21 protein-coding genes, 1 tRNA gene and 1 pseudogene are annotated in these 21,503 nt (G+C 62.8%); 15 read left to right on the top strand and 8 right to left on the bottom strand.

Annotated features, from left to right (window positions below; translation table 11 throughout):
* Nucleotides 1-74: 74 nt before the first annotated feature.
* Entirely contained in the window at nucleotides 75-539 is a 465-nt protein-coding gene (locus tag NKI49_RS07435; RefSeq protein WP_352599298.1) for a BA14K family protein, read from the bottom strand.
* Between the two features lie 293 nt (nucleotides 540-832).
* On the opposite strand from NKI49_RS07435, the gene NKI49_RS07430 reads away from it, so the two are divergent.
* Nucleotides 833-908 (top strand) — tRNA-Lys (locus tag NKI49_RS07430).
* A 44-nt stretch (nucleotides 909-952) separates the two neighbouring features.
* Here the strand turns inward: NKI49_RS07430 and NKI49_RS07425 are convergent.
* Nucleotides 953-2,142: pseudogene (locus tag NKI49_RS07425) on the bottom strand (integrase core domain-containing protein).
* 363 nt (nucleotides 2,143-2,505) lie between these two features.
* Between NKI49_RS07425 and NKI49_RS07420 the strand changes: the two are divergent.
* From NKI49_RS07420 to NKI49_RS07400, 5 genes are all read left to right on the top strand, one after another.
* On the top strand, nucleotides 2,506-3,567 hold the full coding sequence (locus tag NKI49_RS07420; protein ID WP_352599299.1) for a glycosyltransferase family 4 protein: 1,062 nt from the start codon (nucleotides 2,506-2,508) through the stop codon (nucleotides 3,565-3,567).
* A 45-nt stretch (nucleotides 3,568-3,612) separates the two neighbouring features.
* The gene (locus tag NKI49_RS07415) at nucleotides 3,613-5,775 is read left to right on the top strand and encodes an amylo-alpha-1,6-glucosidase (RefSeq protein ID WP_352599373.1); all 2,163 of its coding nucleotides are present in this window, start codon (nucleotides 3,613-3,615) and stop codon (nucleotides 5,773-5,775) included.
* Nucleotides 5,776-5,877: 102 nt separating this feature from the next.
* Nucleotides 5,878-7,650 carry an alpha,alpha-trehalose-phosphate synthase (UDP-forming) gene (locus NKI49_RS07410; protein ID WP_352599301.1) on the top strand — a complete coding sequence of 591 codons (1,773 nt, stop codon included), beginning with the start codon at nucleotides 5,878-5,880 and terminating at the stop codon, nucleotides 7,648-7,650.
* The gene (gene otsB / locus NKI49_RS07405; RefSeq protein WP_352599303.1) at nucleotides 7,650-8,432 is read left to right on the top strand and encodes a trehalose-phosphatase; all 783 of its coding nucleotides are present in this window, start codon (nucleotides 7,650-7,652) and stop codon (nucleotides 8,430-8,432) included. Before NKI49_RS07410 ends, otsB begins: the two co-directional genes overlap by 1 nt.
* A gap of 62 nt (nucleotides 8,433-8,494) precedes the next feature.
* Nucleotides 8,495-8,701 carry a hypothetical protein gene (locus NKI49_RS07400; protein WP_352599305.1) on the top strand — a complete coding sequence of 69 codons (207 nt, stop codon included), beginning with the start codon at nucleotides 8,495-8,497 and terminating at the stop codon, nucleotides 8,699-8,701.
* An 8-nt stretch (nucleotides 8,702-8,709) separates the two neighbouring features.
* Here the strand turns inward: NKI49_RS07400 and dprA are convergent, their stop codons facing one another.
* Genes dprA through NKI49_RS07380 form a run of 4 tightly spaced genes read right to left on the bottom strand, consistent with a single transcriptional unit; the run spans nucleotide 8,710 to nucleotide 12,751 of the window.
* Entirely contained in the window at nucleotides 8,710-9,843 is a 1,134-nt protein-coding gene (dprA, locus tag NKI49_RS07395) for a DNA-processing protein DprA (RefSeq protein ID WP_352599307.1), read from the bottom strand.
* Complete coding sequence (gene plsY, locus NKI49_RS07390) at nucleotides 9,840-10,427, bottom strand: glycerol-3-phosphate 1-O-acyltransferase PlsY (RefSeq protein WP_352599309.1); 588 nt, start codon at nucleotides 10,425-10,427, stop codon at nucleotides 9,840-9,842. The genes dprA and plsY overlap by 4 nt, the downstream gene beginning before the upstream one ends.
* A gap of 57 nt (nucleotides 10,428-10,484) precedes the next feature.
* Nucleotides 10,485-11,771, bottom strand: coding sequence for a dihydroorotase (locus NKI49_RS07385; protein ID WP_352599311.1), 1,287 nt, complete (start codon nucleotides 11,769-11,771; stop codon nucleotides 10,485-10,487).
* Nucleotides 11,768-12,751, bottom strand: a complete 984-nt coding sequence (locus NKI49_RS07380) for an aspartate carbamoyltransferase catalytic subunit (RefSeq protein ID WP_352599313.1) — start codon at nucleotides 12,749-12,751, stop codon at nucleotides 11,768-11,770. The genes NKI49_RS07385 and NKI49_RS07380 overlap by 4 nt, the downstream gene beginning before the upstream one ends.
* A 178-nt stretch (nucleotides 12,752-12,929) precedes the next feature.
* Between NKI49_RS07380 and NKI49_RS07375 the strand changes: the two genes are divergently transcribed.
* The 3 genes from NKI49_RS07375 to NKI49_RS07365 all read left to right on the top strand — a co-directional run bounded on the left by NKI49_RS07375 (nucleotide 12,930) and on the right by NKI49_RS07365 (nucleotide 15,638).
* A complete protein-coding gene (locus NKI49_RS07375) occupies nucleotides 12,930-14,558 on the top strand; it encodes a DNA alkylation response protein (RefSeq protein WP_352599315.1) in 1,629 nt (542 codons plus the stop codon).
* Between the two features lie 190 nt (nucleotides 14,559-14,748).
* Nucleotides 14,749-15,297: a hypothetical protein gene (locus NKI49_RS07370; RefSeq protein ID WP_352599317.1), complete on the top strand. Its 549-nt coding sequence runs from the start codon at nucleotides 14,749-14,751 to the stop codon at nucleotides 15,295-15,297.
* Complete coding sequence (locus NKI49_RS07365; protein WP_352599319.1) at nucleotides 15,297-15,638, top strand: DUF6105 family protein; 342 nt, start codon at nucleotides 15,297-15,299, stop codon at nucleotides 15,636-15,638. Before NKI49_RS07370 ends, NKI49_RS07365 begins: the two co-directional genes overlap by 1 nt.
* Here NKI49_RS07365 and ruvX read toward each other — a convergent pair.
* Nucleotides 15,556-16,062: a Holliday junction resolvase RuvX gene (ruvX, locus tag NKI49_RS07360; RefSeq protein ID WP_352599321.1), complete on the bottom strand. Its 507-nt coding sequence runs from the start codon at nucleotides 16,060-16,062 to the stop codon at nucleotides 15,556-15,558. The two genes, NKI49_RS07365 and ruvX, sit on opposite strands and share 83 nt — an antisense overlap.
* 125 nt (nucleotides 16,063-16,187) lie before the next feature.
* Between ruvX and NKI49_RS07355 the strand changes: the two genes are divergently transcribed.
* The 6 genes from NKI49_RS07355 to NKI49_RS07330 all read left to right on the top strand — a co-directional run bounded on the left by NKI49_RS07355 (nucleotide 16,188) and on the right by NKI49_RS07330 (nucleotide 20,637).
* On the top strand, nucleotides 16,188-16,895 hold the full coding sequence (locus NKI49_RS07355; protein ID WP_352599323.1) for a metal-dependent hydrolase: 708 nt from the start codon (nucleotides 16,188-16,190) through the stop codon (nucleotides 16,893-16,895).
* 24 nt (nucleotides 16,896-16,919) lie between these two features.
* On the top strand, nucleotides 16,920-17,336 hold the full coding sequence (locus NKI49_RS07350) for a hypothetical protein (protein WP_352599325.1): 417 nt from the start codon (nucleotides 16,920-16,922) through the stop codon (nucleotides 17,334-17,336).
* Nucleotides 17,337-17,462: 126 nt separating this feature from the next.
* Nucleotides 17,463-17,750: an Asp-tRNA(Asn)/Glu-tRNA(Gln) amidotransferase subunit GatC gene (gene gatC / locus NKI49_RS07345; RefSeq protein WP_352599327.1), complete on the top strand. Its 288-nt coding sequence runs from the start codon at nucleotides 17,463-17,465 to the stop codon at nucleotides 17,748-17,750.
* Nucleotides 17,751-17,757: 7 nt separating this feature from the next.
* Nucleotides 17,758-18,213, top strand: coding sequence for a GNAT family N-acetyltransferase (locus NKI49_RS07340; RefSeq protein ID WP_352599329.1), 456 nt, complete (start codon nucleotides 17,758-17,760; stop codon nucleotides 18,211-18,213).
* A complete protein-coding gene (locus NKI49_RS07335; protein WP_352599331.1) occupies nucleotides 18,213-19,778 on the top strand; it encodes an amidase in 1,566 nt (521 codons plus the stop codon). Before NKI49_RS07340 ends, NKI49_RS07335 begins: the two co-directional genes overlap by 1 nt.
* Nucleotides 19,779-19,839: 61 nt before the next feature.
* The gene (locus NKI49_RS07330) at nucleotides 19,840-20,637 is read left to right on the top strand and encodes a YdcF family protein (RefSeq protein WP_352599333.1); all 798 of its coding nucleotides are present in this window, start codon (nucleotides 19,840-19,842) and stop codon (nucleotides 20,635-20,637) included.
* Here the strand turns inward: NKI49_RS07330 and NKI49_RS07325 are convergent.
* Nucleotides 20,610-21,329 (bottom strand): DUF599 domain-containing protein, encoded by a 720-nt coding sequence (locus tag NKI49_RS07325; RefSeq protein WP_352599335.1) that lies wholly within the window; start codon nucleotides 21,327-21,329, stop codon nucleotides 20,610-20,612. The genes NKI49_RS07330 and NKI49_RS07325 overlap by 28 nt on opposite strands.
* Between the last annotated feature and the right edge of the window lie 174 nt (nucleotides 21,330-21,503).

Raw genomic sequence — 21,503 nt, 5'->3', positions numbered from 1 at the left:
GGCCCAGATCCGAGATGCCGACAGAGCCCATGCCGTCGAGGCACGGGCTCGGGCAACGACTCTGCTGCTGGCGCTCAGTAGGGCGAGACGCACTGACGGCGGGGACCGTAGTTCGGCTGGAACGTATTGTCCGACGCCCGATAGGACCGATAGCGGTCATAGCACCACTGCACGTGCCCATCGCCACGATAGACGCGGTTCTGGTTGGCGATTGCGCCGGTAATCAGCGCGCCGGTGGCGAAGGCAGCCAGCGGAAACCAGAAATCTCCGTGGCGGCGATAGCCCGGGCGGTATTCGCGATAGCCGCGATGCCCGCGCCAATACATGTCATCGTTGCGCGAATAGACCCGGTTGCGGGAAAAGTCGCGATTGAAGGTGCGGTGCCTACGCCACTCCCGGTACTGCACGGTCTGCACATCCGATGAGAGACCTTGGCCAAGCGGCGTGTAATTTGGCTGCGCGTTGACTGGCACGATCTCCGCCGCGGCAAACGAAAGAGATAGCACGCTGGCCAACAAGCCTGATGCGATTCTGTTCATCGTTCTGCTCCTCGATTCGAAGGGTGGATTGCCTGTCCCTTGTGGCAGGGGAACGGGCGTCCTTTGCAATTGTTCCGGGAAAAATACCAAGCCGCTGATTTGCGATAGCTCCCGCTGCTGACCTGCCACGAGAAGCCAATTTCGAAGGGCAATCCCGCCTTGCCGGGGCAGATCGAAAGGGCGCTGCAAGACCGCGGAAAAGCCCGGCCTGCAAGCGATCTTTTTCGGTTGACCGGCCGCGGCACTCTCCCTATGTTCCGCGCAATTTCGAGGGCGGCCTTTCGAGCCCGCGGGAGCGCGTAGCTCAGCCGGTAGAGCAACTGACTTTTAATCAGTAGGTCATGGGTTCGAATCCCATCGCGCTCACCACTATTTTAACTGTCCAGCCCGGACACATAGGTAACAGATTGTACCTAAGACATGGGTGACAACCTCGTGCCGAACGGGTTGTCGATGGTTTGCAAGGTCCTCTGTTCCAAGTCGATATAACCGAGATCGTAATGCATGAAGCTGACGAGCCAAATGCCGTCGTCGACCTCCTTGATTCCGAGCCTCTGACCGGCAAGGACGGTCGAGACGTTGATCTTCTTCCTGTGCATACAGATGCGGCCGCAAGCGGTAACCAGGATGTCGCGGTCGTGGAAGGGGTATTCCAGTTCCGGCAAGCCCTCATAGGCTCTTGAGGACGGCGTGTAGAGTTCGGCCGGGGTGCGCATGGCAAGCGCCTCGTGTGGCCTTTCCTCGTTGAATTCGCTGATAAAAGCGTCGAACCTCGCCTGCTGCTGGAGGATGTTCATGCCGGGCGGCCTGGTCGTCTCTTTCTTTAAGGTCAGATGCATGCGCTCGTGGCGGCCGTTCTGCTGCGGGTTGCCCGGCTGGATGCGCTCGATGACGATGCCGAGCCTGAGCCAGAACACCGACAGGCGCGAGAGATTGTAGAGGCCGTTAGGCGAAGCGAAAGGGAGCCCGTTGTCGGAGCGTATGGCGGCGGGCAGGCCGCGCTCCTTGAACAGCCGCACAAAGGCCTCGATGACCGGCGTCTCCTTTGTCATTCAAGCGCTTCGCAGGCGAGCACATAGCGCGAGGTCTGGTCGGTGACCGTCAGGGGGTAACAGTAGCTACCGTTGCCAAGCCTGAACTCCCCCTTGAAGTCGGCGCACCACAGATCGTTAGGGGCGGCGGCTTGCGACAACGGCGTGCCCACGGCCTTGTTCGCCCGGTTCCTCTTGCGGGCCTGGCTCACAAGGCCGTGACGGTCGAGCACGGCATGCACGGTGCTTTTGGCTGGGATACGCACATCACCGGCGAGCTTCCGGACCAGCAACTCCCTGATCTTGCGAGCGCCCCAATGCGGCTTCTCGCGCTTGGTCTCGACGATCAGCCGCTCGATCTGCTCGGGCAACTGATTGGCATACCTCACCGGCCGGCGCGAGCGGTCGCAAAGCGCCTCCAGCCCTTCGTCCTTGTAGCGGTTGAAGATCTTGTAGCCGGTCTTGCGCGAAATCCCAAAATCCCGGCACACATCGCTCATGCCTTCTCCCTCGAGAAGGCGGGCAACGAAACGTAGACGTTCCTCCATCACCGAACACTCTCTCCACGGCATAAACACCTCCGGCCAAAAGCCAAAAGTGTTACCCATGTGTCCGGTACAAAACGTCACCTATGTCTCAGGCCGCGCAAACGTTAAATATCAGTGGCTTAGGTGTCCTGGCGTTTGGACTAAAGCCTGAACCGCGCGATTTTTTTCGCGATCCGCGCGACTTCTAAAAACCACTCCGTCAGTGACGACACGACAGATCGTGCGGCTCTTGCAGGGTTGATTCTGTAAGCCATTGATTTTGTTAAATTGCTGAATCCCGTCGCCGGAACTGCCCGCACGCTCGACACATCTTCGCGATTATCGAGGAACGATCCCGCCGCTGATGCATTTTCGCCTGTGACCAGCTCATTGAGGGAACGCAGGCCAATGAAGATCGCCCATGTCGCGCCGCTGTATGAATCCGTGCCGCCGAGACTCTACGGAGGCACCGAGCGCATCATCTCCTATCTCACCGAAGCGCTCGTCGAACTCGGCCACGACGTGACGTTGTTCGCCAGCGGCGATACGAAAACCTCTGCCCGGCTGGTGCCTTGCCGCGAACGGGCGCTTCGCCTCGATCCCCGTCCGCTGAAGTCGGAAATCGCGGCGCATCTGTCAATGCTCGACGAGGTGAGGAAACGGGCCGACGATTTTGATGTCATTCACTTCCATCTCAGCCATTTCCTGCATTTCCCGTTTTTTCGCCACATGCCGCACCGCACGGTGACGACGCCGCATGGCAGATTGGATTACGCGGACCTCGCACCGGCCTATGACCGGTTCCCACGCTTCCCGATGATTTCCATATCGCGCAGCCAGAGGGCCCGGTTTGCCTCCGCGAACTGGCTGGCTACGATCCACCACGGCTTGCCGCTCAACATCTACGAGCCCGATTTCGAGGCTGGTTCGGATGGTGTGTATCTGGCCTTCCTGGGCAGGATGTCGCGCGACAAGCGGCCGGACCGGGCAATCGAGATCGCCAGGCGCACCGGGCTGAAGCTCAAACTCGCGGCCAAGATCGGCGACGGCGACCGCGCCTATTTCGAGGAAGTCATCCAGCCGATGATCGACGGTGACCGCGTCGAATATGTCGGCGAGATCGGCGAGGAGCAGAAGAGCAGGTTTCTCGGCAATGCTGCCGCCTTGCTGTTTCCCATCGATTGGCCGGAGCCGTTCGGGCTTGCCGTGATCGAGGCGATGGCGTGCGGAACCCCCGTCATGGCCTGGAGTTGCGGCGCCATGCCCGAGATAATCGATCATGGCACGACCGGGTTCGTCGTAGAGACAATGGAAGATGCCGTCGCTGCTATGCCGGCTCTTCTGCAACTCGACAGGCGACGAATAAGAGCGGTATTCGAAAGGCGGTTTTCAGCCGATAGAATGGCCAGGGATTATGTCGCGGCCTATTCTCGGATGAACAGCAGCGATGACGAGATCAAAGCTTCATAACGCCGAACCCCGTTCAGAAACGAGCACGGGACAATCCTCTTGACCATCACCCAACTCGACGAGCGCAAGCTCGATCCGGCAATAGCGCTGGCCTCCCTTGACGAAACGGCACCGAGAGAGCCGCACCGGCTTTTCGCCCTCAAGCACGGCGATTGTTTTGCCGTCGCCGATGCCTATGGCGACGTACGAGGCGTCGGCGATGGATTTTTCCGCGACGACACGCGCGTGCTTTCCGAATTTCGTCTGGCGATCGGTGGCCGTTCGACATCGCTGCTTGGCGCATCGCTCAGCCAGGACAACGTCCTTTTCACCACCAATCTGACCAATCTGCCGATCGAGAGCGCCGGTGGCCGGCCCATTCCGCAGGGCGCGATCCATATCGAACGCGTCAGGCTGCTGTGGCAGGACCGGTTGTATGAGCGCCTGACGCTTTCAAACTACAGCCAGGAACACTCGACGGTCCTGCTTTCGCTGCGCTTCGCCGCCGATTTTCGCGACATGTTCGAAGTTCGCGGCTCGACTCGTCCCAAGCGCGGCACTGCCCATACAGCCGAATTGGCCGAGAACTCGGTGACGCTTCGCTACGAAGGCCTGGACAAAGTCGTGCGCACGTCGGTCATATCGTTCTCGCAGACACCGGACGAGTTGACCGCTGAGCGGGCGGATTTTCTCATCGCCGTCACCAAGCGCAGCCGCAAGACACTTTATGTGGAGGTCGGGACAGAGATAACGGATGCTCCCGAACGCGAGCGATTTCGCGCGGCAGCGGCCCGCGCGCGTTTTGGCATGCGCGCCAAGCGCCGCCATGGTGCAACGCTGCACAGCTCGGGCCGGGTGTTCAACGACTGGATAGAGCGGGCGCGCGCGGATGTCGCATTGCTCACCACCGAACTGGCGACCGGGCCATATCCCTATGCCGGCATTCCCTGGTTCTCGACGGCTTTCGGCCGGGACGGAGTGATCTCGGCCTTGCAGATGCTCTGGCTCAATCCCGGCCTGGCGCGCGGCGTGCTCGCTTTTCTGGCTCAGCATCAGGCTACCGAAACCTCGCCCTTCAGCGATTCCCAGCCCGGCAAGATCATGCATGAGACCCGCAAGGGCGAGATGACGGCGCTCAGCGAGCTGCCGTTCGGCCGCTACTATGGCGGTGTCGACACAACGCCGCTCTATGTCCATCTTGCCTGCGCCTACGCGGACCGCACCGGCGATACGGGCCTGATCGACAGCCTGTGGCCGTCACTGTGCGCCGCCGCCGAATGGATCGAGGCAGCAAGCCAGGCGACAGGCTTCGTCACCTACCGGCGCGCGGCGGAATCGGGCTTGGCCAACCAGGGATGGAAAGACAGCCTCGATTCCGTCTTTCATGCCGACGGCCGCATTCCGAAGGGGCCGATCGCGCTGGTCGAGGTCCAGGGCTATGTCTTCGCGGCGTTCGAGGGGCTGGCGAAACTGGCGCGACTGCGCGGCGAAACCGAAAGAGCCGAAGGCTGGGAGAAAAGTGCGTTTGATATCCGGCAGCGGGTCGAAAGCCAATTTTGGATCGAGGAATTGGGCTATTACGCGCTGGCCCTGGACGGCGATGGCCAACCTTGCAAGGTGCGCACGTCCAATGCCGGACACCTGCTCTATGTCGGCCTTCCGGAACCGGATCGTGCGCGCATCGTCGCCGACCAGCTGCTTTCGGCCTCTTTCCACTCCGGCTGGGGACTGCGAACGCTGGCGGACGACGCGATATTCTTCAACCCGATGTCGTATCACAACGGTTCGATCTGGCCGCATGACACGGCGATCTGCGCGGCCGGCCTGGCGCGATACGGCATCCGCGACAGCGTCGTGCGGCTGATGAGCGGAACGTTCGAATCCGCGGTCCATTTCAATATGCGCTTGCCCGAACTGTTCTGCGGATTTACGCGTGCACCGGGCGAGGCGCCTATTGCCTATCCGGTTGCCTGCCTGCCGCAGGCCTGGTCGGCGGGGTCCGCCTTCATGCTCATGCAGGCCTGCCTCGGCCTTCAGATCGACGGCTGGACCGGCGAAATCCAGGTGACAAGGCCGCGCTTGCCGATAGGCATCGACAATCTGGTGATCCGCCACCTCGCCGTGGGCGACGCATCGGTCGATTTGGTCTTCCAACGGGTCGGAGACCGCGTCGGCGCATTTCTGGCCGATCGCCATGAAGGGCTGGCGCAGTTGGTCGTCAGGAGCTGAAAATCGGAACCATCGCCGACCATGTGCGTTGCACAAAGGTCGGCGCAAGCGTGAGCCCGAGACCCACCGACGAACTTCCGATCGGAGAGCAGCCTAAATTCAATGACAGACAACAGTTTCGATCTTTTGCATTCCGCCTCCGCGCTATGGTTCGTCATTCTGGCCAGTCTTTGTGTTTCCATTGCCGCTCTGGCATTAACTGCCTTGCGCACACGCCGAATAAAACCTGGCTCATTTGGTACAGAGCCTCCGCCGGTTCGCGTCGTGCTGCGGGAATTCGAGAAGAATGGCCATTCCGCCGATGCGGCGCTGGTCAACTGGTCGCCCGAAACGCTGCGCGATATTTTGGCGAGGGAACTGCCTGACGCGCAGGTCATCGTGGTCTCCAATCGCGAACCCTACATCCACAATCTCAGGGACGACCACGTCGAACTGGTGGTGCCGGCCAGCGGACTCGTCTCCGCGCTGGAACCGATCACGCGCGCCTGTGCCGGAACCTGGATCGCCTATGGCGGCGGCTCGGCGGATCATCTCGTGGTCGATCGGGACGACCGCATCGAGGTCCCGCCAGAAAATCCGTCCTATACGTTGCGGCGTGTCTGGCTCACCGAGGAGGAACAGCAGGGCTACTATCTAGGCTTTGCCAATGAGGGTCTCTGGCCGTTGTGCCACATAGCCTTCACCCGCCCCATATTCCGAGCCTCCGATTGGGAAACATACGAAGCGGTCAACCGGAAATTCGCCGACACCGTTGTCGCCGAAGCCCGTAACGAACGCCCCATCGTCCTGGTTCAGGACTATCATTTCGCGCTGTTGCCGCGAATGATCCGGGAGCGGCTCCCTGACGCGATCGTCATCACCTTCTGGCACATTCCGTGGCCGAACTCGGAAGTGTTCAGCATCTGCCCGTGGCGGGAGAAGATCCTGGACGGGCTGCTGGGAAGTTCGATCATCGGTTTCCACACGCAGTTCCATTGCAACAACTTCATCGAAAGCGTCGACCGTTTCCTGGAGAGCAGGATCGAGCGCGAGGATTCGGCGATCACTTACGGCGGCCAAATCAGCCTGGTCCATGCCTATCCGATCTCGATCGAATGGCCTCCCGCGCAACTTGGGAAGATGCCCTCGGTCGCGCAGTGCCGCGACCGAGTTCGCAAGAAATTCGGCCTGGCGGACGATGTCAGCCTGTGCGTCGGGGTCGAGCGCCTCGACTACACCAAAGGCATTCTCGACCGTTTCAATGCGCTTGACGAACTGCTCAAGCAGCATCCCGAATGGATCGGCAAGGTGGCATTCCTGCAAATCGCGGCACCGAGCCGAGGCACCTTGCCTGCCTACCGGCAACTGCATGAGGAATGCCTGCGCTGCGCCGAGGAGATCAACCAACGTTACGGCAGCGAAGGCTACAAGCCTGTATTGATGGTGGCCGAGCACCATGCGCAGAATCAGGTCTACGAAATCTACCGTGCCGCCGACGTCTGCATGGTGACCAGCCTGCACGACGGCATGAACCTGGTTGCCAAGGAGTTTGTCGCCGCGCGCGACGACGAGCAGGGCGTGCTGATGCTCAGCATGTTTGCCGGCGCCTCGAAAGAGCTTCTCGAGGCGCTGATCGTCAACCCCTATGACGCCACCATGATGGCCGAGGCGCTGCTGCAGGCCTTGACCATGGCGCCCTCGGAGCAGCAGCAGCGCATGCATCGCATGCGCGAGATCGTCCGCGACAACAATGTCTATCGCTGGGCTGGCAGCATGCTTCTCGACGCCGCCCGTTTGCGCAAACGGGCCACGATCGACCCTGGTATCCGGCCGGGGCCGTCTGCCGCCGCCAACGTGATATCGATACTCGATCGCAAACGGGTCGCGGCACTGTGATGTCCGGATCGCCAAACCTGCCAGCGCCGACCATGCCGCAAGGCCGATGGGCATTGTTCCTGGACATAGACGGCACCCTTCTCGAACATGCCGCCCATCCCGACGCGGTCGTCGTTGGCGATGAGCTGAGGGCCTTGCTACCAAGGCTGGAAGCGCGGGCGGGCGGAGCGCTGGCCTTCATCACCGGACGGTCGATCGCCGCCGTCGACCATCTCTTCCGGCCGCTCAAACTGCGCGCCGCCGGACTCTATGGCTTGGAGCACAGGCTTGAACCGGACGGGCCGGTCGAAGCGGCGGATGAGCCCGCCGACATTGCCGCATTGGCAAGCGAACTCGAGGCCGAACTCAGCGGAAACGTCTATATCGAGCGCAAGGGTCCGATCCTGGCGGTTCACACGCGTGCCGCGCCACAATTGCTCCAGCGCGCCACACAGCTGGTCGAACAGGCACTGGACAGGCTCCCGCGGGGATATCGGGTTCTGGCCGGCAATGCCGGGGTGGAACTGATGCCGCTTGAGGCGGCGAAGGGCGCGGCCATCAGGCGTTTCATGCTGGAATCGGCTTTCGCTGGCCGCAGGCCGATATTCCTGGGAGACGATACATCGGACGAGAACGGCTTCGATGCCATCAATGAAATCGATGGCGTTTCGGTTCGTATAAAACCCCGCGGGCCGACCGCTGCGCGTTACGTGCTGGCTGATGTCAGCGAGGCGTTGGCTTGGCTGGATGTCGTAAGCCGGAGTGCCGAGAGAGTGGTTGATCCAGCCACTCCTGCAAAATGAGCAAAATCATCCTGGCGCGGCCAGCAGCGATTTCTTAGGATTTCGAGTTGAAGGAGCCGTCAATGACCCAATTCACCAGTCTCATCGGCGAGATCATGCCTAACTGGCTACGCCGGCGCTCGCGCCGGAGTGTCAACCGAACCGACCCCAACTTCGATCCGTCGCGCCCCGAGGAAGCAGACGCGGTCTGGCGCAAAGTTGTCGAGAGAGATCTCTTTGGCGCAAATACGCAGGACTACGCGGAGACCGAAAAACGCGACCGCCACTGACGGCTGCTTCAGCTTTCCTCAAAAACCAGCGAAACATTGCCGCCGGCATGGCGTTCGAGGCGGCCGGCGAGGTCGAGTTCCAGGAGCACCATGAAGACCTGGGCCGGGTGCAGGCCTGTGTGGCGGATGATCTCGTCGACCGGCACCGGCGTCGGGCCGAGCGCCTCGATGACGCGGGCGCGGTCGCTCTCGCCGGGTGGCGGCGTGGCCGAAAAATCGGGCGGCTCCTCGAATGGCGGCACATCGGGCGCCCGCATACCGGTCAGCGGCGCGATTGCCCTGGAAATGTCGGATGCCTCGGTGATCAGCGTGGCGCCGTCCTTGAGCAGGCCATTGGCGCCGGCGGCGCGCGGATCGAGCGGTGAACCGGGCACGGCGAAGACCAGCCGGCCCATTTCGCCTGCAAGCCTGGCGCTGATCAGCGAGCCCGAACGCTGTGCGGCCTCGACCACCACCAACCCGAGGGCCGCACCGGCAACGAGACGGTTGCGGCGCGGAAAATCCTGGGCGCGCGGCTGCCAGCCGAACGGCATTTCCGAGATAACGGCGCCGCGTTCGGTAATTTCCTCGCACAGGCCGGCATTTTCGGGCGGATAGGGAAGATCCAGGCCTCCGGCCAGGACACCGATCGTGCCGGTCGAGAGACTGCCCTGATGGGCTGCCGTATCGATGCCACGCGCCAGGCCCGAGACGATACCATAGCCGTCGCGGCCAAGATCCGCCGCCAGCATGCGGGCCATCTTGATGCCGGCCAGCGATGCGTTGCGGGCGCCGACGATGGCCACTCCCGGCAGCTGGAACACAGCGGCATTGCCCTTGACCGCCAGCAGCGGCGGCGGATTGTCCATGCTGCGCAACAGCGGCGGATAGTCGGGCTCGCCGATGCCGACGAAGCGCGCGCCGGTCCGCCGGGCTGTTTCCATCTCCGCCTCGGCTTCGGCAACGGAAGGGATACGGGCGATCCGGCTGGCGCCGCCGGAAATCATCAGTTCCGGCAGTATCTCCAGCGCCACTTCGGCCGAACCGAAGCGGTTGATCAGGTCGCGAAAGGAGGCTGGGCCGACATTCTGGGTGCGGATCAGCCTGAGCCAGCTCAGCCGCTGCCGGTCGCTGAGGCGCGGCCCGGCGGCGGGCTCGCTCACTCCTTGGCTCCGATCTTGCCCTCGGTGCCGGCAAGGAGCCGCGAAATGTTGGCCCGGTGCTTGATGAAGACGATGATGCTCATCACCGCGAACAGAGCGGCAATCTGCGGCGTGCTCAGGACAAAGAGCGCGATCGGCACGACGACAGCCGCCGCCAGCGCGGCCAGCGACGAGTAGCGGAAGAGGTATGCCACCACCAGCCAGACGAGGGCGAAGATCAGTGCTACCTGCCAGGCAATGCCGATCAGCACGCCGAGGTAAGTCGCGACGCCCTTACCGCCCTTGAAGCCCAGCCATGCCGGATAGAGATGACCGAGAAAGGCGCCAAGACCGGCCCAGATCGCCAATTCCGGTGCAAAATGGCCGGTAATCAAAACGGCCGCCGTTCCTTTCAGCGCATCAAGCAGCAACGTGGCTGCGGCAAGGCCCTTGTTGCCGGTGCGCAGCACGTTGGTGGCGCCGATATTGCCCGAGCCGATGTTGCGGACGTCGCCCAGGCCAGCGGCACGCGTCAGCAGCAGTCCGAACGGGATCGAGCCCAGAAGATAGCCGACCACCAAGGCCAGGATCAGGTTGTAAGTCATTGTTTCCCCCGCATTCCTCCAGTCTGATCAGATCCGGCGCGATGCGCGGCAGTTGGCTCAGGCCGAAAACACTGTGCGGCCCGCCACCAGCGTTTGCAAGACCTTGCCTTGCAGCCGCGCACCCTCGAAGCAGGTGTTTTTCGAGCGCGAACGAATGCCGCTCTCGCTGACGATCCAGGGCTCGTCGAGATCGACCAGCGCAAGATCTGCGACGGCGCCCGGCTTCAACGTGCCGCCAGGCAGGCCGAACAGCTTTGCCGGAGCGGTTGACAATGTCTCGATCAGCCGGAGCAGCGGCACGTCGCCATTGTGATAGAGCCGCAGAGCAGCGCCAAAGAGCGTCTCCAGCCCGATGGCGCCGGCCGCTGCATCGGCAAAGGGCAGGCGTTTGGTATCGACGTCTTGCGGATCGTGCGAGGAAACGATGACGTCGATCGTGCCATCCCTGACCGCCTCGATCATCGCCAGCCGGTCTTCCTCGGCGCGGAGCGGCGGCGTCAGGCGGAAGAAGGTGCGGTATTCGCCGACGTCGTTTTCGTTGAGCGACAGATTGTGGATCGACACGCCTGATGTCACGTTCGCGCCATCGGCTTTCGCACGCGCCACCGATCCAGCCGCCATCGCCGTCGAGATCTTCGCCGCGTGGTAGGAGCCTCGCGTCAGGCGCGCCAGAGCCAGATCGCGTTCCAGCGGAATGGATTCGGCTTCGCGCGGGATGCCGGAAAGGCCAAGCCAGCTCGCATAGAGACCCTCGTTCATGACGCCGGCCGAGGCGAGGTCGGCGTCCTGCGTCTCATGGACGATCATGGCGCCGAAATCGCGCGCGTAAGTCAGCGCGCGGCGCATCACCAACGCGCTCGATATGGTGTGGCGGCCATCGGTGAAGGCGACGGCGCCGGCCTCGCGCAGCAGGCCGAACTCGGTCATCTCGCGGCCGTCGAGGCCTTTGGTGATCGCCGCCGCCGGAAAGATGTTGACGATTGCCGTGTCCTTGGCGGTACGCAGCACGAACTCGACCAGCGCCACATTGTCGATTACCGGATCGGTATCGGGCATCATGACGATCGAAGTGACGCCGCCGGCCGCCGCCGCGACACTCGCCGAAGCGATGGTTTCGCGATGCTCGCCGCCCGGCTCGCCGATGAAGACGCGTCCATCGACGAGGCCTGGAATGATGGTCTTGCCAGCGCAGTCGACGACGGTTGCGCCCTCGGGCGCGCCCTGGTTCAGCGCGGCCTTGCCTGCGGCGGCGATCTTCCTTCCCTCGACGATGACGGAGCCGACTTCGTCGATGCCGCGCGAGGGATCGACGATGCGGGCGCGCTGGAAGACCATCGTGCTCATGCGCCGCGACCCTCGTGATTGCGGCCCTCTTGATGATTGCGACGGGGATCGAGCAGCGCTTCCATGACCGCCATGCGCACTGCGACGCCCATCTCGACCTGTTCCTGGATGACGCTTTGCGGACCATCGGCGATTTCCGAGGCGATCTCGACGCCGCGGTTCATCGGGCCTGGATGCATCACCAGCGCGTCGTCCTTGGCTGCCTTAAGCTTCTCGGCATCGAGGCCGAAATAGCGGAAATATTCGCGAACCGAAGGCACGAAGGCGCCTTCCATCCGCTCCCGCTGCAGGCGCAGCATCATCACCACATCGGCATCCTTGAGACCCTCGGCCATCGAGCGGGAGACGATGACGCCCATCTTGTCGATGCCCGAGGGCAGCAGCGTCGACGGTGCAACGACGCGCACCTGGGCGCCGAGCGCGTTGAGCAGCATGATGTTGGAGCGCGCCACGCGCGAATGCAGTATGTCGCCGCAAATCGCCACGATCAGTTTCGACAGCGGCCCCTTGGCGCGACGGATGGTCAGAGCGTCGAGCAGCGCCTGTGTCGGGTGCTCATGGGCGCCGTCGCCGGCGTTGACCACGGAGCAACCAACCTTTTGCGCCAGCAGGGCTGCGGCACCCGCCGACTGGTGGCGGATGATCAATATGTCGGGCCGCATGGCGTTGAGCGTCATCGCCGTATCGATCAGCGTCTCGCCCTTCTTCACCGAAGAACTCGCCACCGACATGTTCATGACATCGGCGCCGAGCCGCTTTCCGGCGAGTTCGAACGACGACTGCGTGCGCGTCGAGGCTTCATAGAAAAGGTTGATCTGGGTGCGGCCGCGCAGCGTCGAGGTCTTTTTCTCGGATTGCCGCGAGATCGCGACAGCCCGATCCGCCCTGTCGAGCAGAAGCTCGATGTCGGCCGGCGAAAGATCGCGGATGCCTAGAAGATGGCGGTGAGGGTAGAGTGGCAGGGACGAAGCGTCGGTCATCTCAAGGGGCTGCTATAGGGTGCGGATTTTGTGCCCGCAAGCGCCAGCTTTGGATTGAAGCCGTTCTCCCCGGTATTTTCGTCGCGCGCATTGCATGGCTTGGTCTATATCTAGCCGACGGCCTTGGATTCGTGGCTTTCCGACGAGAAGGACCTTTCTACCGATAGAAGGATTGGGCGTGACCGACGACGTGACCAACCAGCCGCCGCCGCTGACGGGCGGCAACGCGTGGCGGGGCGATCCGTTGCTGATCCAGCTCGCCGAGCGCTTTTCCGATCCGGTGCGCAAGGATCTCGACGGGCTTGGCCGTTTCGTCCTCACGCAGGAAGCGCAAGAACTGGCCCGTCTCGCCAATGTCGAGACACCGAAGCTCAGGACGCATGACCGCCAGGGACGGCGTATCGACCTGGTCGAGTTCCACCCCGCCTATCACGCCTTGATGCGCCGCTCGGTGGCCAATGGGCTGCATTCCTCGGTGTGGGAAAACGGCGACGCCGAGATCGGCCGCCGCCATCAGGTGCGCGCCGCCCGCTTCTACCTGACGGCCGAGCTCGAGACCGGGCATCTCTGTCCCATCACCATGACCAGCGCTTCGCTGGCGGCATTGATGGCCAGCCCAAAGCTGTTTCGCGAATGGGCCCCGCGCGTGACGACGCGCAAATATGACCAGAGCCAAAAACCGCCGGTCGAGAAGAGCGGGCTGACGCTCGGCATGGGCATGACCGAGAAGCAGGGCGGCACCGATGTGCGCGCCAACGTGACGAAAGCCGAACGCGCCGGCAGCGGATTCTATCGCCTGACGGGCCACAAATGGTTCATGTCGGCGCCGATGTCGGATGCCTTCCTGGTGCTGGCGCAGGCGCCGGAGGGACTGTCGTGCTTCCTGGTGCCGCGTGTTCTCGGCGATGGCTCGGGCAACGGGTTCCGTTTCCAGCGGCTGAAGGACAAGCTCGGCAACCGCTCCAACGCGTCTTCCGAAGTGGAATTCGTCAATGCCATCGGCGAGATGGTCGGCGAACCCGGCGCCGGCGTGAAGACAATCATGGACATGGTGACGTTGACGCGGCTGGATTGCGCCGTGGCGTCCTCGGCGATCATGCGCGCCGGCCTCGCCGAGGCCATTCATCATGCCCGCCATCGCCAGGTGTTCGGCTCGACGTTGATCGAACAGCCGCTGATGCAGCGCGTGCTGGCCGACATGGCGCTCGACGTCGCCGCCGCCACGGCATTGTCGTTCCGGCTGGCGCGTTCCTTCGACGAGGCGGCCAGCGACCGCGGCGAGGCGGCGTTTGCCCGTGCCATGACGCCGGTCGTCAAATACTGGGTCTGCAAGATCGCGCCGCCGCTGCTCTACGAGGCGATGGAGTGTCTTGGCGGCAATGGTTATGTCGAGGAGGCACCGCTCGCCCGCTACTATCGCGAAGCCCCGGTCAACGCGATCTGGGAAGGGTCGGGCAATGTCATGGCGCTCGATGTGCTGCGCGTGCTTGGCCGCGCGCCCGGCCTGTTCGATGACGTCCTGGCCGGCATCGATCGTGACCTGGGGGCCGGCGGGCGAGGCACGATCGGCGTGCTGAAGGCGGCGATGCAGGTCGCCGCGACCGACGAGGGCTCGGCGCGTCTGCTTACCGAGCAACTGGCGCTTTCGGCGGCGGCGGCGGAATTGCGCCGGCTGGGGGCAGGGCGGATCGCCGATGCTTTCGTCGAGACGCGCCTAGCCGGCCAATGGCGCACCACCTATGGCATGCTCGATTCGCGTCACGACGCCCGGATGATCATCGACACGCTCTATCCGCCGGTGAATTGAGCCCGGCGCTGTCCAAAACCGGGTCCGCCCCGATTTGAGGCGCCGGCGAACATCCGCATGTGCCGTGCCCGACGGCGTTAACCTTAACAAATGGTTTCCGTTGCGAGGGGCGTCGGCAAGGCCCACTGTCCTGCCGGAGCGAGGAATGGTTCAGATTGGCTGTTCCTTGCTTTGCGAAGCAGGAATTTCGATGCGACACGTATTGACCTCTTTTTTGTCCGTACACTGGGCGATCGTCTTTGCCTTGCTGGCGCTGATCTGCATCGACGGAAACCGTGGTGTGGCAGCGGCGCTCGGCGTGCTCGGCGTAACCATCGAGAGTGCCCGGTTTGCGGACCTCGAAAATGTCGTCGTGGTCGCGCCCTTGGCGATCGCATTGCTTGTCGTGGCGGTGCTGTTCTTCTGGGCCTTTGTCGACACGCTGGTCAGCGATGCGACCAAGCTGGAGGCCGACAGCGTCGTGCGTATCGCCTTCATTTCCGCTTCCGGCGTACTGTCGATGATCCTGATCGGTGGCGCCGCGCAAGGCATTAACGGCCTTTTCATGGTCGTTGCCGTGCAACTCGCCGCACTTCAGGCGTCCTATGTCGCGATGCTTGCCGAACGGCGCTCCGCGGCCGCGCTGGTCGAAGGCGATATCCACGTCACGGCGCACGGCATGGCAAAAGCCGCGGCCCATATTTCATTGCTCTCGCTGATCTCGGGCCGGACCGGCTCGACCCGGAATGGAGGCCAGTGATGCGTTACATCTTCGCATTGTGGGCCGCTCCGATGGCGCTTTTCTGGGGCTGGTTCTACCTGTCGCTCAACGACATGAATTTCGGCTATGTCATGCTGACCCGGCAGCTGCACGATTTCGTGTTCCAGATCTACGGCGAACTGCTCGGCATCGATCCGGCCATTATCCCCGGCATGGTGGCGAAGGCCTGCGTGTTCGACGGCCTGCTTCTGATCGCGATATGGGCATTTCGCCGCCGCCGCGAAATTCTGGGTTGGATCAAGCGGCGTTGGGCGGGTCCGGTTCCGTTCGAGCGGCTGCATCGAGTGACTGAAGCCGGTCCAAAACTCCCTGCAGAATAAAGGCGGCTGCAGCCGAATCGATCTTGCCGGCGCGTTTGGCGCGCGAGAAATCCATTTCGATCAGGGTCCGTTCGGCCGCGACCGTCGACAATCTTTCATCCCAGAAAACGAAGGGCAGGTCGCTTATCTGCGCCATGTTGCGCACGAAGGCGCGCGATTTCTGTGCGCGCGGCCCTTCGGACCCATCCATATTGATCGGCAGCCCAATCGCCACTGCTCCGACGTTCTCTTTCTTCAGCAAGGCCAGTAGAACGGCGGCGTCGAGCGAGAACTTTCTGCGCATGATGACCGGTCGCGGATGGGCGAAGGAGAACCCCCGGTCCGAAACCGCGACGCCGATCGTCTTGTCGCCGAGGTCGAGCCCGGCCAGCGTCTTGCCGCCGGCAAGGCGGCCCGGCAATTCCTCGATCGTGATAATGCTCAACGGCAGTCCTTCGCCTTTTCAACGCCGCGCGTTATGTCGAAACACGCGGTGGATGCAGGAACCCTTTGATCTCTGGGCTATCGGCGTTCTATCCTCTGGCACGGCAAAAATCGAGGAACGTAGTGATGAAACTGACCTGGTATGGCCACTCCGCCTTCCGCATCGAAACCGGCGACGTCAAGATTCTCATCGATCCCTATCTGATCGGCAACCCGTCGTGGACGGGCGGCTGGGAAGGGCCGGCAGAGGACGTAACGCATGTGCTGCTGACGCATGGCCATAGCGACCATATCAGCGGCGCGCTGGAAGTGCTGGGCAAAAGCGGCGCCCAACTGGTCGCCAATTTCGAGATCTGCATGTATCTGGTCGGCAAGGGCGTCAGCGACAAGAAGATCAACCCGGGCAACATCGGTGGCACCGTCGATTGCGGCGGCTTCACCACCACTTTCGTCCAGGCATTGCATTCCTCCTCGTTTGGCGAAGAAGGTGGCAAGAATGTCTATCTCGGCAATCCGGGCGGCCTCGTCCTGCATTTCCCGCAGGACAAAACGCTCTACCACATGGGTGACACCGATATCTTTTCCGACATGGCGCTGATCAACGAGTTGCATGAACCCAAGATCGGCATCGTGCCGATCGGCGACCGCTTCACCATGGGGGGCGCGGTGGCAGCACTTGCCTGCCAGCGCTTCTTCAAGTTCGAAGCCGTTGTCCCTTGCCACTTCGGCACGTTTCCGATGATCGATCCGACCGCCGACAAGTTCGAGGCCGGACTGGAAGGATCCGGCGTGAAGGTGGCATTGCCCGGGATTGGCGAGACGATTACGATCTAGAGGCAGCAAAAATGGAACGAGAGCATGGTGTTGAGACAATCTCTTTGCGTGTCCATGTTTGTCGCGGCGTCGCCCGCGCTTGCCGCGGATGATTTCATCGAGGGCGTCTACCTTCAGTCCGAAGAGCTTTGCGCACAGGCCAAAAAAGATACGCTGCAGACGCTGATCGACGCCGGCAACATCGTGCTTTCGGCCCATGGTCTGCAAAGCGTCGAGTACAATTGCGAGTTCGTTCAGGTCAGCAAGGCGACAGCTTCGCCAAGCTGGGCGGTGACGGCAATCTGCCAGGAACCGGGCTATGTCTTTCCGGATGTCCTCTCGGTGACGCAAATGAACCCGAAGCAAGTCGATCTCGTGTCGGTCCGGCCCGTTGACGACGAAAGCTCGGCAAGCGGCAACGGCGGCAGCTACTATCTGTGTGAAGGCGTGGCGCTGCCATAGACGGCATCCTGTCGGCGACCGATGGCCGAAGTGCCGGCCGCCATGGCCTGATCTCCTGCACGATGCATGTTGCGCCGTGCGCGCGGCGCCGCTATAGCCCCGGACTGGTTTTCCCCGAGGCAAAACATGTCCGTTGATGTCAAGACAGTGAAGCGCGTAGCGCATCTCGCCCGCATCGCAGTGAACGAAGAAGACGCCGAACGCATGACAGGCGAGCTGAACGCCATCCTTGGCTTTGTCGAGCAGCTGAACGAGGTCGACGTTTCCGGAGTCGAGCCGATGACCTCGGTGACGCCGATGGAGATGAAGAAGCGCCAAGACGTCGTCACCGACGGCAGCAAGGCCGCCGACATCGTCGCCAATGCGCCGGCGACCGACGAAAATTTCTTCCTCGTTCCGAAGGTCATGGAGTAGCGCGCCGATGGCAATCGAGATCGCCATCGAGACGCCACTGCAGGACGATGTGCGCGGGCTGGTCAACGAACTCAACCAAACCTTGCTCGAACTGACGCCGCCGGAGCATTGCTACCACCTGACGGTCGAGCAGATGGCCGGTGAGGATACGACCGTTTTCATCGCCCGCGACGACGGCCTGGCCATCGGCTGCGGCGCGCTGAAGCGCCACGACGGCGCCATCGGCGAGATCAAGCGCATGTACACGCGGCCTTCGCATCGCGGCCGCAAGATCGGCGCTGGGATCGTCGAGCGGATCGGGGCGCTGGCGCGCGATGAGGGGTTGAAGCGGCTGGTGCTGGAGACGGGCGACCGTCATCCCGCCGCCTGGACAGTCTACGAACGCGCCGGGTTTTCGCGTTGCGGCCCGGTACTGGATTATCCCGATTCCGAGTGGTCGGTGTTTTACGAAAAGAGCCTTTGATGAGCGACCTGACCCAGCTGACGATTTCGCAGGCCCGCGCCAAGCTGCGCGGCAAGGAAATCACCGCGACCGAGATCACCGAGGCTTACCTCTCGGCCATCGATCGTGCCAATCCGGCGCTCAACGCATATGTGGAGGTCACCGGCGACAAGGCCCGCGACATGGCCAAGGCGTGCGACGCCAGGCTGGTCAAGGGCGAGGGCGGTGCGCTGGAAGGCATCCCGCTCGGCATCAAGGACCTGTTCGGCACCGAAGGGGTCCACACCCAAGCCTGCAGCCATGTGCTCGACGGTTTCAAGCCGCACTACGAATCGACCGTCACGGCCAATTTATGGGCCGACGGCGCGGTCATGCTGGGCAAGCTCAACATGGACGAATTCGCCATGGGCTCGTCCAACGAGACTTCCTATTATGGTCCGGTCATCAATCCGTGGCGGCGCTCGCGCCTCGACACGGTGGTGATGCCGACGACGCATCAGGGCGATGGCGGTTTTGTCTCCGCCGGCGGCACCAGGACAGCGCGCAGCCTGGACAATGCGCAGCTGGTGCCGGGTGGTTCTTCCGGCGGGTCGGCTACCGCCGTCTCGGCGTTCCTGTGCGCCGGCGCGACTGCGACGGACACTGGCGGGTCGATCCGCCAGCCGGCCGCGTTCACCGGCACGGTCGGCATCAAGCCGACCTATGGCCGCTGCTCGCGCTGGGGCATCGTCGCCTTCGCCTCGTCGCTCGATCAGGCCGGGCCGATCGCCCGCGACGTGCGCGATGCCGCGATCCTGCTCAAATCCATGGCCTCCGTCGATCCGAAGGACACGACCTCGGTCGATCGCCCAGTGCCGGACTACGAGGCTGCGATCGGCAAGCCGATCAAGGGCATGAAGATCGGCATTCCCAAGGAATACCGCGTCGACGGCATGCCCGAAGAGATCGAGGCGCTGTGGCAGAAAGGCATTGCCTGGCTGAAGGACGCGGGCGCCGAGATCGTCGACATCTCCTTGCCACACACGAAATACGCGCTGCCGGCCTACTATATCGTGGCGCCCGCCGAGGCCTCCTCCAACCTCGCCCGCTATGACGGCGTCCGCTACGGCTTGCGCGTACCGGGCAAGGATATCGCCGAGATGTACGAGAAGACCCGAGCCGCCGGCTTCGGCCGTGAGGTCAAGCGCCGCATCATGATCGGAACCTATGTGCTGTCGGCCGGCTATTACGACGCCTACTATCTGCAGGCGCAGAAAGTGCGCAGTTTGATCAAGCGCGACTTCGAGACTGTCTTCGCCGCGGGCGTCGACGTCATTCTGACCCCGGCAACGCCGTCCGCCGCCTTCGGCATCGCCGACGAGGACATGGCCGCCGATCCGGTCAAGATGTACCTCAACGACATCTTCACCGTCACCGTGAATATGGCCGGCCTGCCGGGCATCGCCGTGCCCGCCGGCCTCGACCCCAAGGGACTGCCGCTCGGTCTGCAGCTGATCGGCAGGCCATTCGAGGAAGAGACGCTGTTCCAGACGGCCGCCGTCATCGAGCGGGCAGCCGGCACGTTCCAGCCGGAGAAGTGGTGGTAAGATCCTCTCTCATCTAGCGTATGACCCCGAAAGGGCGCGCGGCGCTGCAATGGGGTGAGGGATGTTCTTCTATGTTTCCAAGATCTTCTGGTTCTTCATCCAGCCGCTGAATCTGGCTATCTTTCTGCTGCTGGCAGGGCTGATCGCGGCCATGATCGGCCGCCGTCGGCTTGCCGCCGCCGGCAGCGTGCTTTCCTTTCTGATCCTTGCTCTGTCGGCCTGGACATCGCTCGGCGCATTGCTCCTCAACCCGCTGGAGGAACGCTTTCCACGCCCGCCGCTGCCGCAGAGGATCGATGGGATCGTCGTGCTCGGTGGCGGCTTCGAGGGCGGGATCAACCTGGCGCGCGGCGGCTATGAGCTGAATGCCGGCGGCGACCGGATGGTCGAAACCGCCGTGCTGGCGCGGCGCTTTCCTGATGCGAGGGTGGTCGTCTCCGGCGGCAATGGCGAACTGTTCCTCGACGGCGAGGGCGATGCCGACACCGGGCCGCGCCTGCTTGGCGCGCTCGGGGTGGCGCCGGAACGCCTGATCCTCGAGAACAAATCCCGCAACACCTACGAGAATGCCGTCTTCACCAAGGCGTTGATAACGCCTAAACCCGGGGAAACCTGGTTGCTGGTGACCTCGGCCTTTCACATGCCTCGTGCCAAGGCGCTGTTCGACAAGGCCGGCTTCGCGACCGTTCCCTGGCCGGTGGATTACCGCACGTCGGGGCGCGAGGGCATCGGAGTGTTCCGCGACAATCCGGCCGACTCGCTGCAAGCCACGACCTTCGCGATCCGCGAATGGATCGGACTCTTTGCCTATTGGCTTTCGGGCCGCATCGATCAACCTTTCCCTGCGCCGGGCGGCTGACCGATCACGGCGCGTCGCGCTGCCGAGAAGAACTGGCGCCGCACCAGAACGGATAGCAGCAGAAGCGTCGACAGCACGAACACCAACGGGTCGACGAACCAGCCGAGATAACCGATCGAGAAGAACACGCCGCGCAGGCCCGAGTTGAAATGCTTGCCGGCAAGCATGTTCATCTGCGCCGCGCGCCACACCGCTGTCTCCGTGACCGGGTTGCGCGAGGCTTCCCCATGCGGGATCGGCACGGCGCCGATCAGGATCGTGCAATAGTTGAACAGCCGGTAGGCCCAGCCGAATTTGAAGAATGAAAAGGCGAGGATCAGCACCAGCCCCAACACCTTTATCTGGAAGGCCGAGCGCGACGGCGCGCCGCCCAGGGGCAGGCTGCTCAGCACTTCAAGGACCCGGTCGGACGCGCCCAGCAAGGCAAAGCAGCCGCCCAGCGCGATCAGCGAACTGGAGGCGAAGAAGGCGGTTCCCTGCTGCAGGCCGCTCATGATGGCGGTGTCGACGATGCGGATCTCGCGCTCGGCCATGGTGCGCATCCAGGCTTGTCGCTGCGTATCCATAGCCCTCGTCAGCGACATGCGGCTGACCAGCCTGCCGTCGGAGGCGAGCGTATGCAGCACCCATGCGGCGAGGAAAAAAGCCAGCGCCATTAGATCGGCTAAGGAAAGATCGAGGGAATCGCCCATGCGTTGAATTTACCATATCCAGCCAGCGCTTCGATCGCCGTATGTCGTGATCGACAACCAATGTCGCTGCCGGAGCAAACGAGGTCGGCAGGTGCTGGGCCGCGATCCTCAAAAGAGCGGAAACATTCCAGGGAATTCCTATATGTAGTCCTCGACATGATGCCAGGAGACAAC

This window comes from Mesorhizobium sp. M0587, from assembly GCF_040320945.1.
GTDB lineage: Bacteria > Pseudomonadota > Alphaproteobacteria > Rhizobiales > Rhizobiaceae > Mesorhizobium.
This window is presented reverse-complemented; position numbering and strand designations above follow the sequence as displayed.

What these genes read in the sequence shown, in the direction of transcription:
- NKI49_RS07435 (WP_352599298.1), bottom strand. Translation starts at nt 539, where the DNA reads ATGAACAGAATCGCATCAGGCTTGTTGGCCAGCGTGCTATCTCTTTCG.
- NKI49_RS07420 (WP_352599299.1), top strand. Translation starts at nt 2,506, where the DNA reads ATGAAGATCGCCCATGTCGCGCCGCTGTATGAATCCGTGCCGCCGAGA.
- NKI49_RS07410 (WP_352599301.1), top strand. Translation starts at nt 5,878, where the DNA reads ATGACAGACAACAGTTTCGATCTTTTGCATTCCGCCTCCGCGCTATGG.
- otsB (WP_352599303.1), top strand. Translation starts at nt 7,650, where the DNA reads ATGTCCGGATCGCCAAACCTGCCAGCGCCGACCATGCCGCAAGGCCGA.
- NKI49_RS07400 (WP_352599305.1), top strand. Translation starts at nt 8,495, where the DNA reads ATGACCCAATTCACCAGTCTCATCGGCGAGATCATGCCTAACTGGCTA.
- plsY (WP_352599309.1), bottom strand. Translation starts at nt 10,427, where the DNA reads ATGACTTACAACCTGATCCTGGCCTTGGTGGTCGGCTATCTTCTGGGC.
- NKI49_RS07385 (WP_352599311.1), bottom strand. Translation starts at nt 11,771, where the DNA reads ATGAGCACGATGGTCTTCCAGCGCGCCCGCATCGTCGATCCCTCGCGC.
- NKI49_RS07380 (WP_352599313.1), bottom strand. Translation starts at nt 12,751, where the DNA reads ATGACCGACGCTTCGTCCCTGCCACTCTACCCTCACCGCCATCTTCTA.
- NKI49_RS07370 (WP_352599317.1), top strand. Translation starts at nt 14,749, where the DNA reads ATGCGACACGTATTGACCTCTTTTTTGTCCGTACACTGGGCGATCGTC.
- NKI49_RS07365 (WP_352599319.1), top strand. Translation starts at nt 15,297, where the DNA reads ATGCGTTACATCTTCGCATTGTGGGCCGCTCCGATGGCGCTTTTCTGG.
- NKI49_RS07355 (WP_352599323.1), top strand. Translation starts at nt 16,188, where the DNA reads ATGAAACTGACCTGGTATGGCCACTCCGCCTTCCGCATCGAAACCGGC.
- NKI49_RS07350 (WP_352599325.1), top strand. Translation starts at nt 16,920, where the DNA reads ATGGTGTTGAGACAATCTCTTTGCGTGTCCATGTTTGTCGCGGCGTCG.
- gatC (WP_352599327.1), top strand. Translation starts at nt 17,463, where the DNA reads ATGTCCGTTGATGTCAAGACAGTGAAGCGCGTAGCGCATCTCGCCCGC.
- NKI49_RS07340 (WP_352599329.1), top strand. Translation starts at nt 17,758, where the DNA reads ATGGCAATCGAGATCGCCATCGAGACGCCACTGCAGGACGATGTGCGC.
- NKI49_RS07335 (WP_352599331.1), top strand. Translation starts at nt 18,213, where the DNA reads ATGAGCGACCTGACCCAGCTGACGATTTCGCAGGCCCGCGCCAAGCTG.
- NKI49_RS07330 (WP_352599333.1), top strand. Translation starts at nt 19,840, where the DNA reads ATGTTCTTCTATGTTTCCAAGATCTTCTGGTTCTTCATCCAGCCGCTG.
- NKI49_RS07325 (WP_352599335.1), bottom strand. Translation starts at nt 21,329, where the DNA reads ATGGGCGATTCCCTCGATCTTTCCTTAGCCGATCTAATGGCGCTGGCT.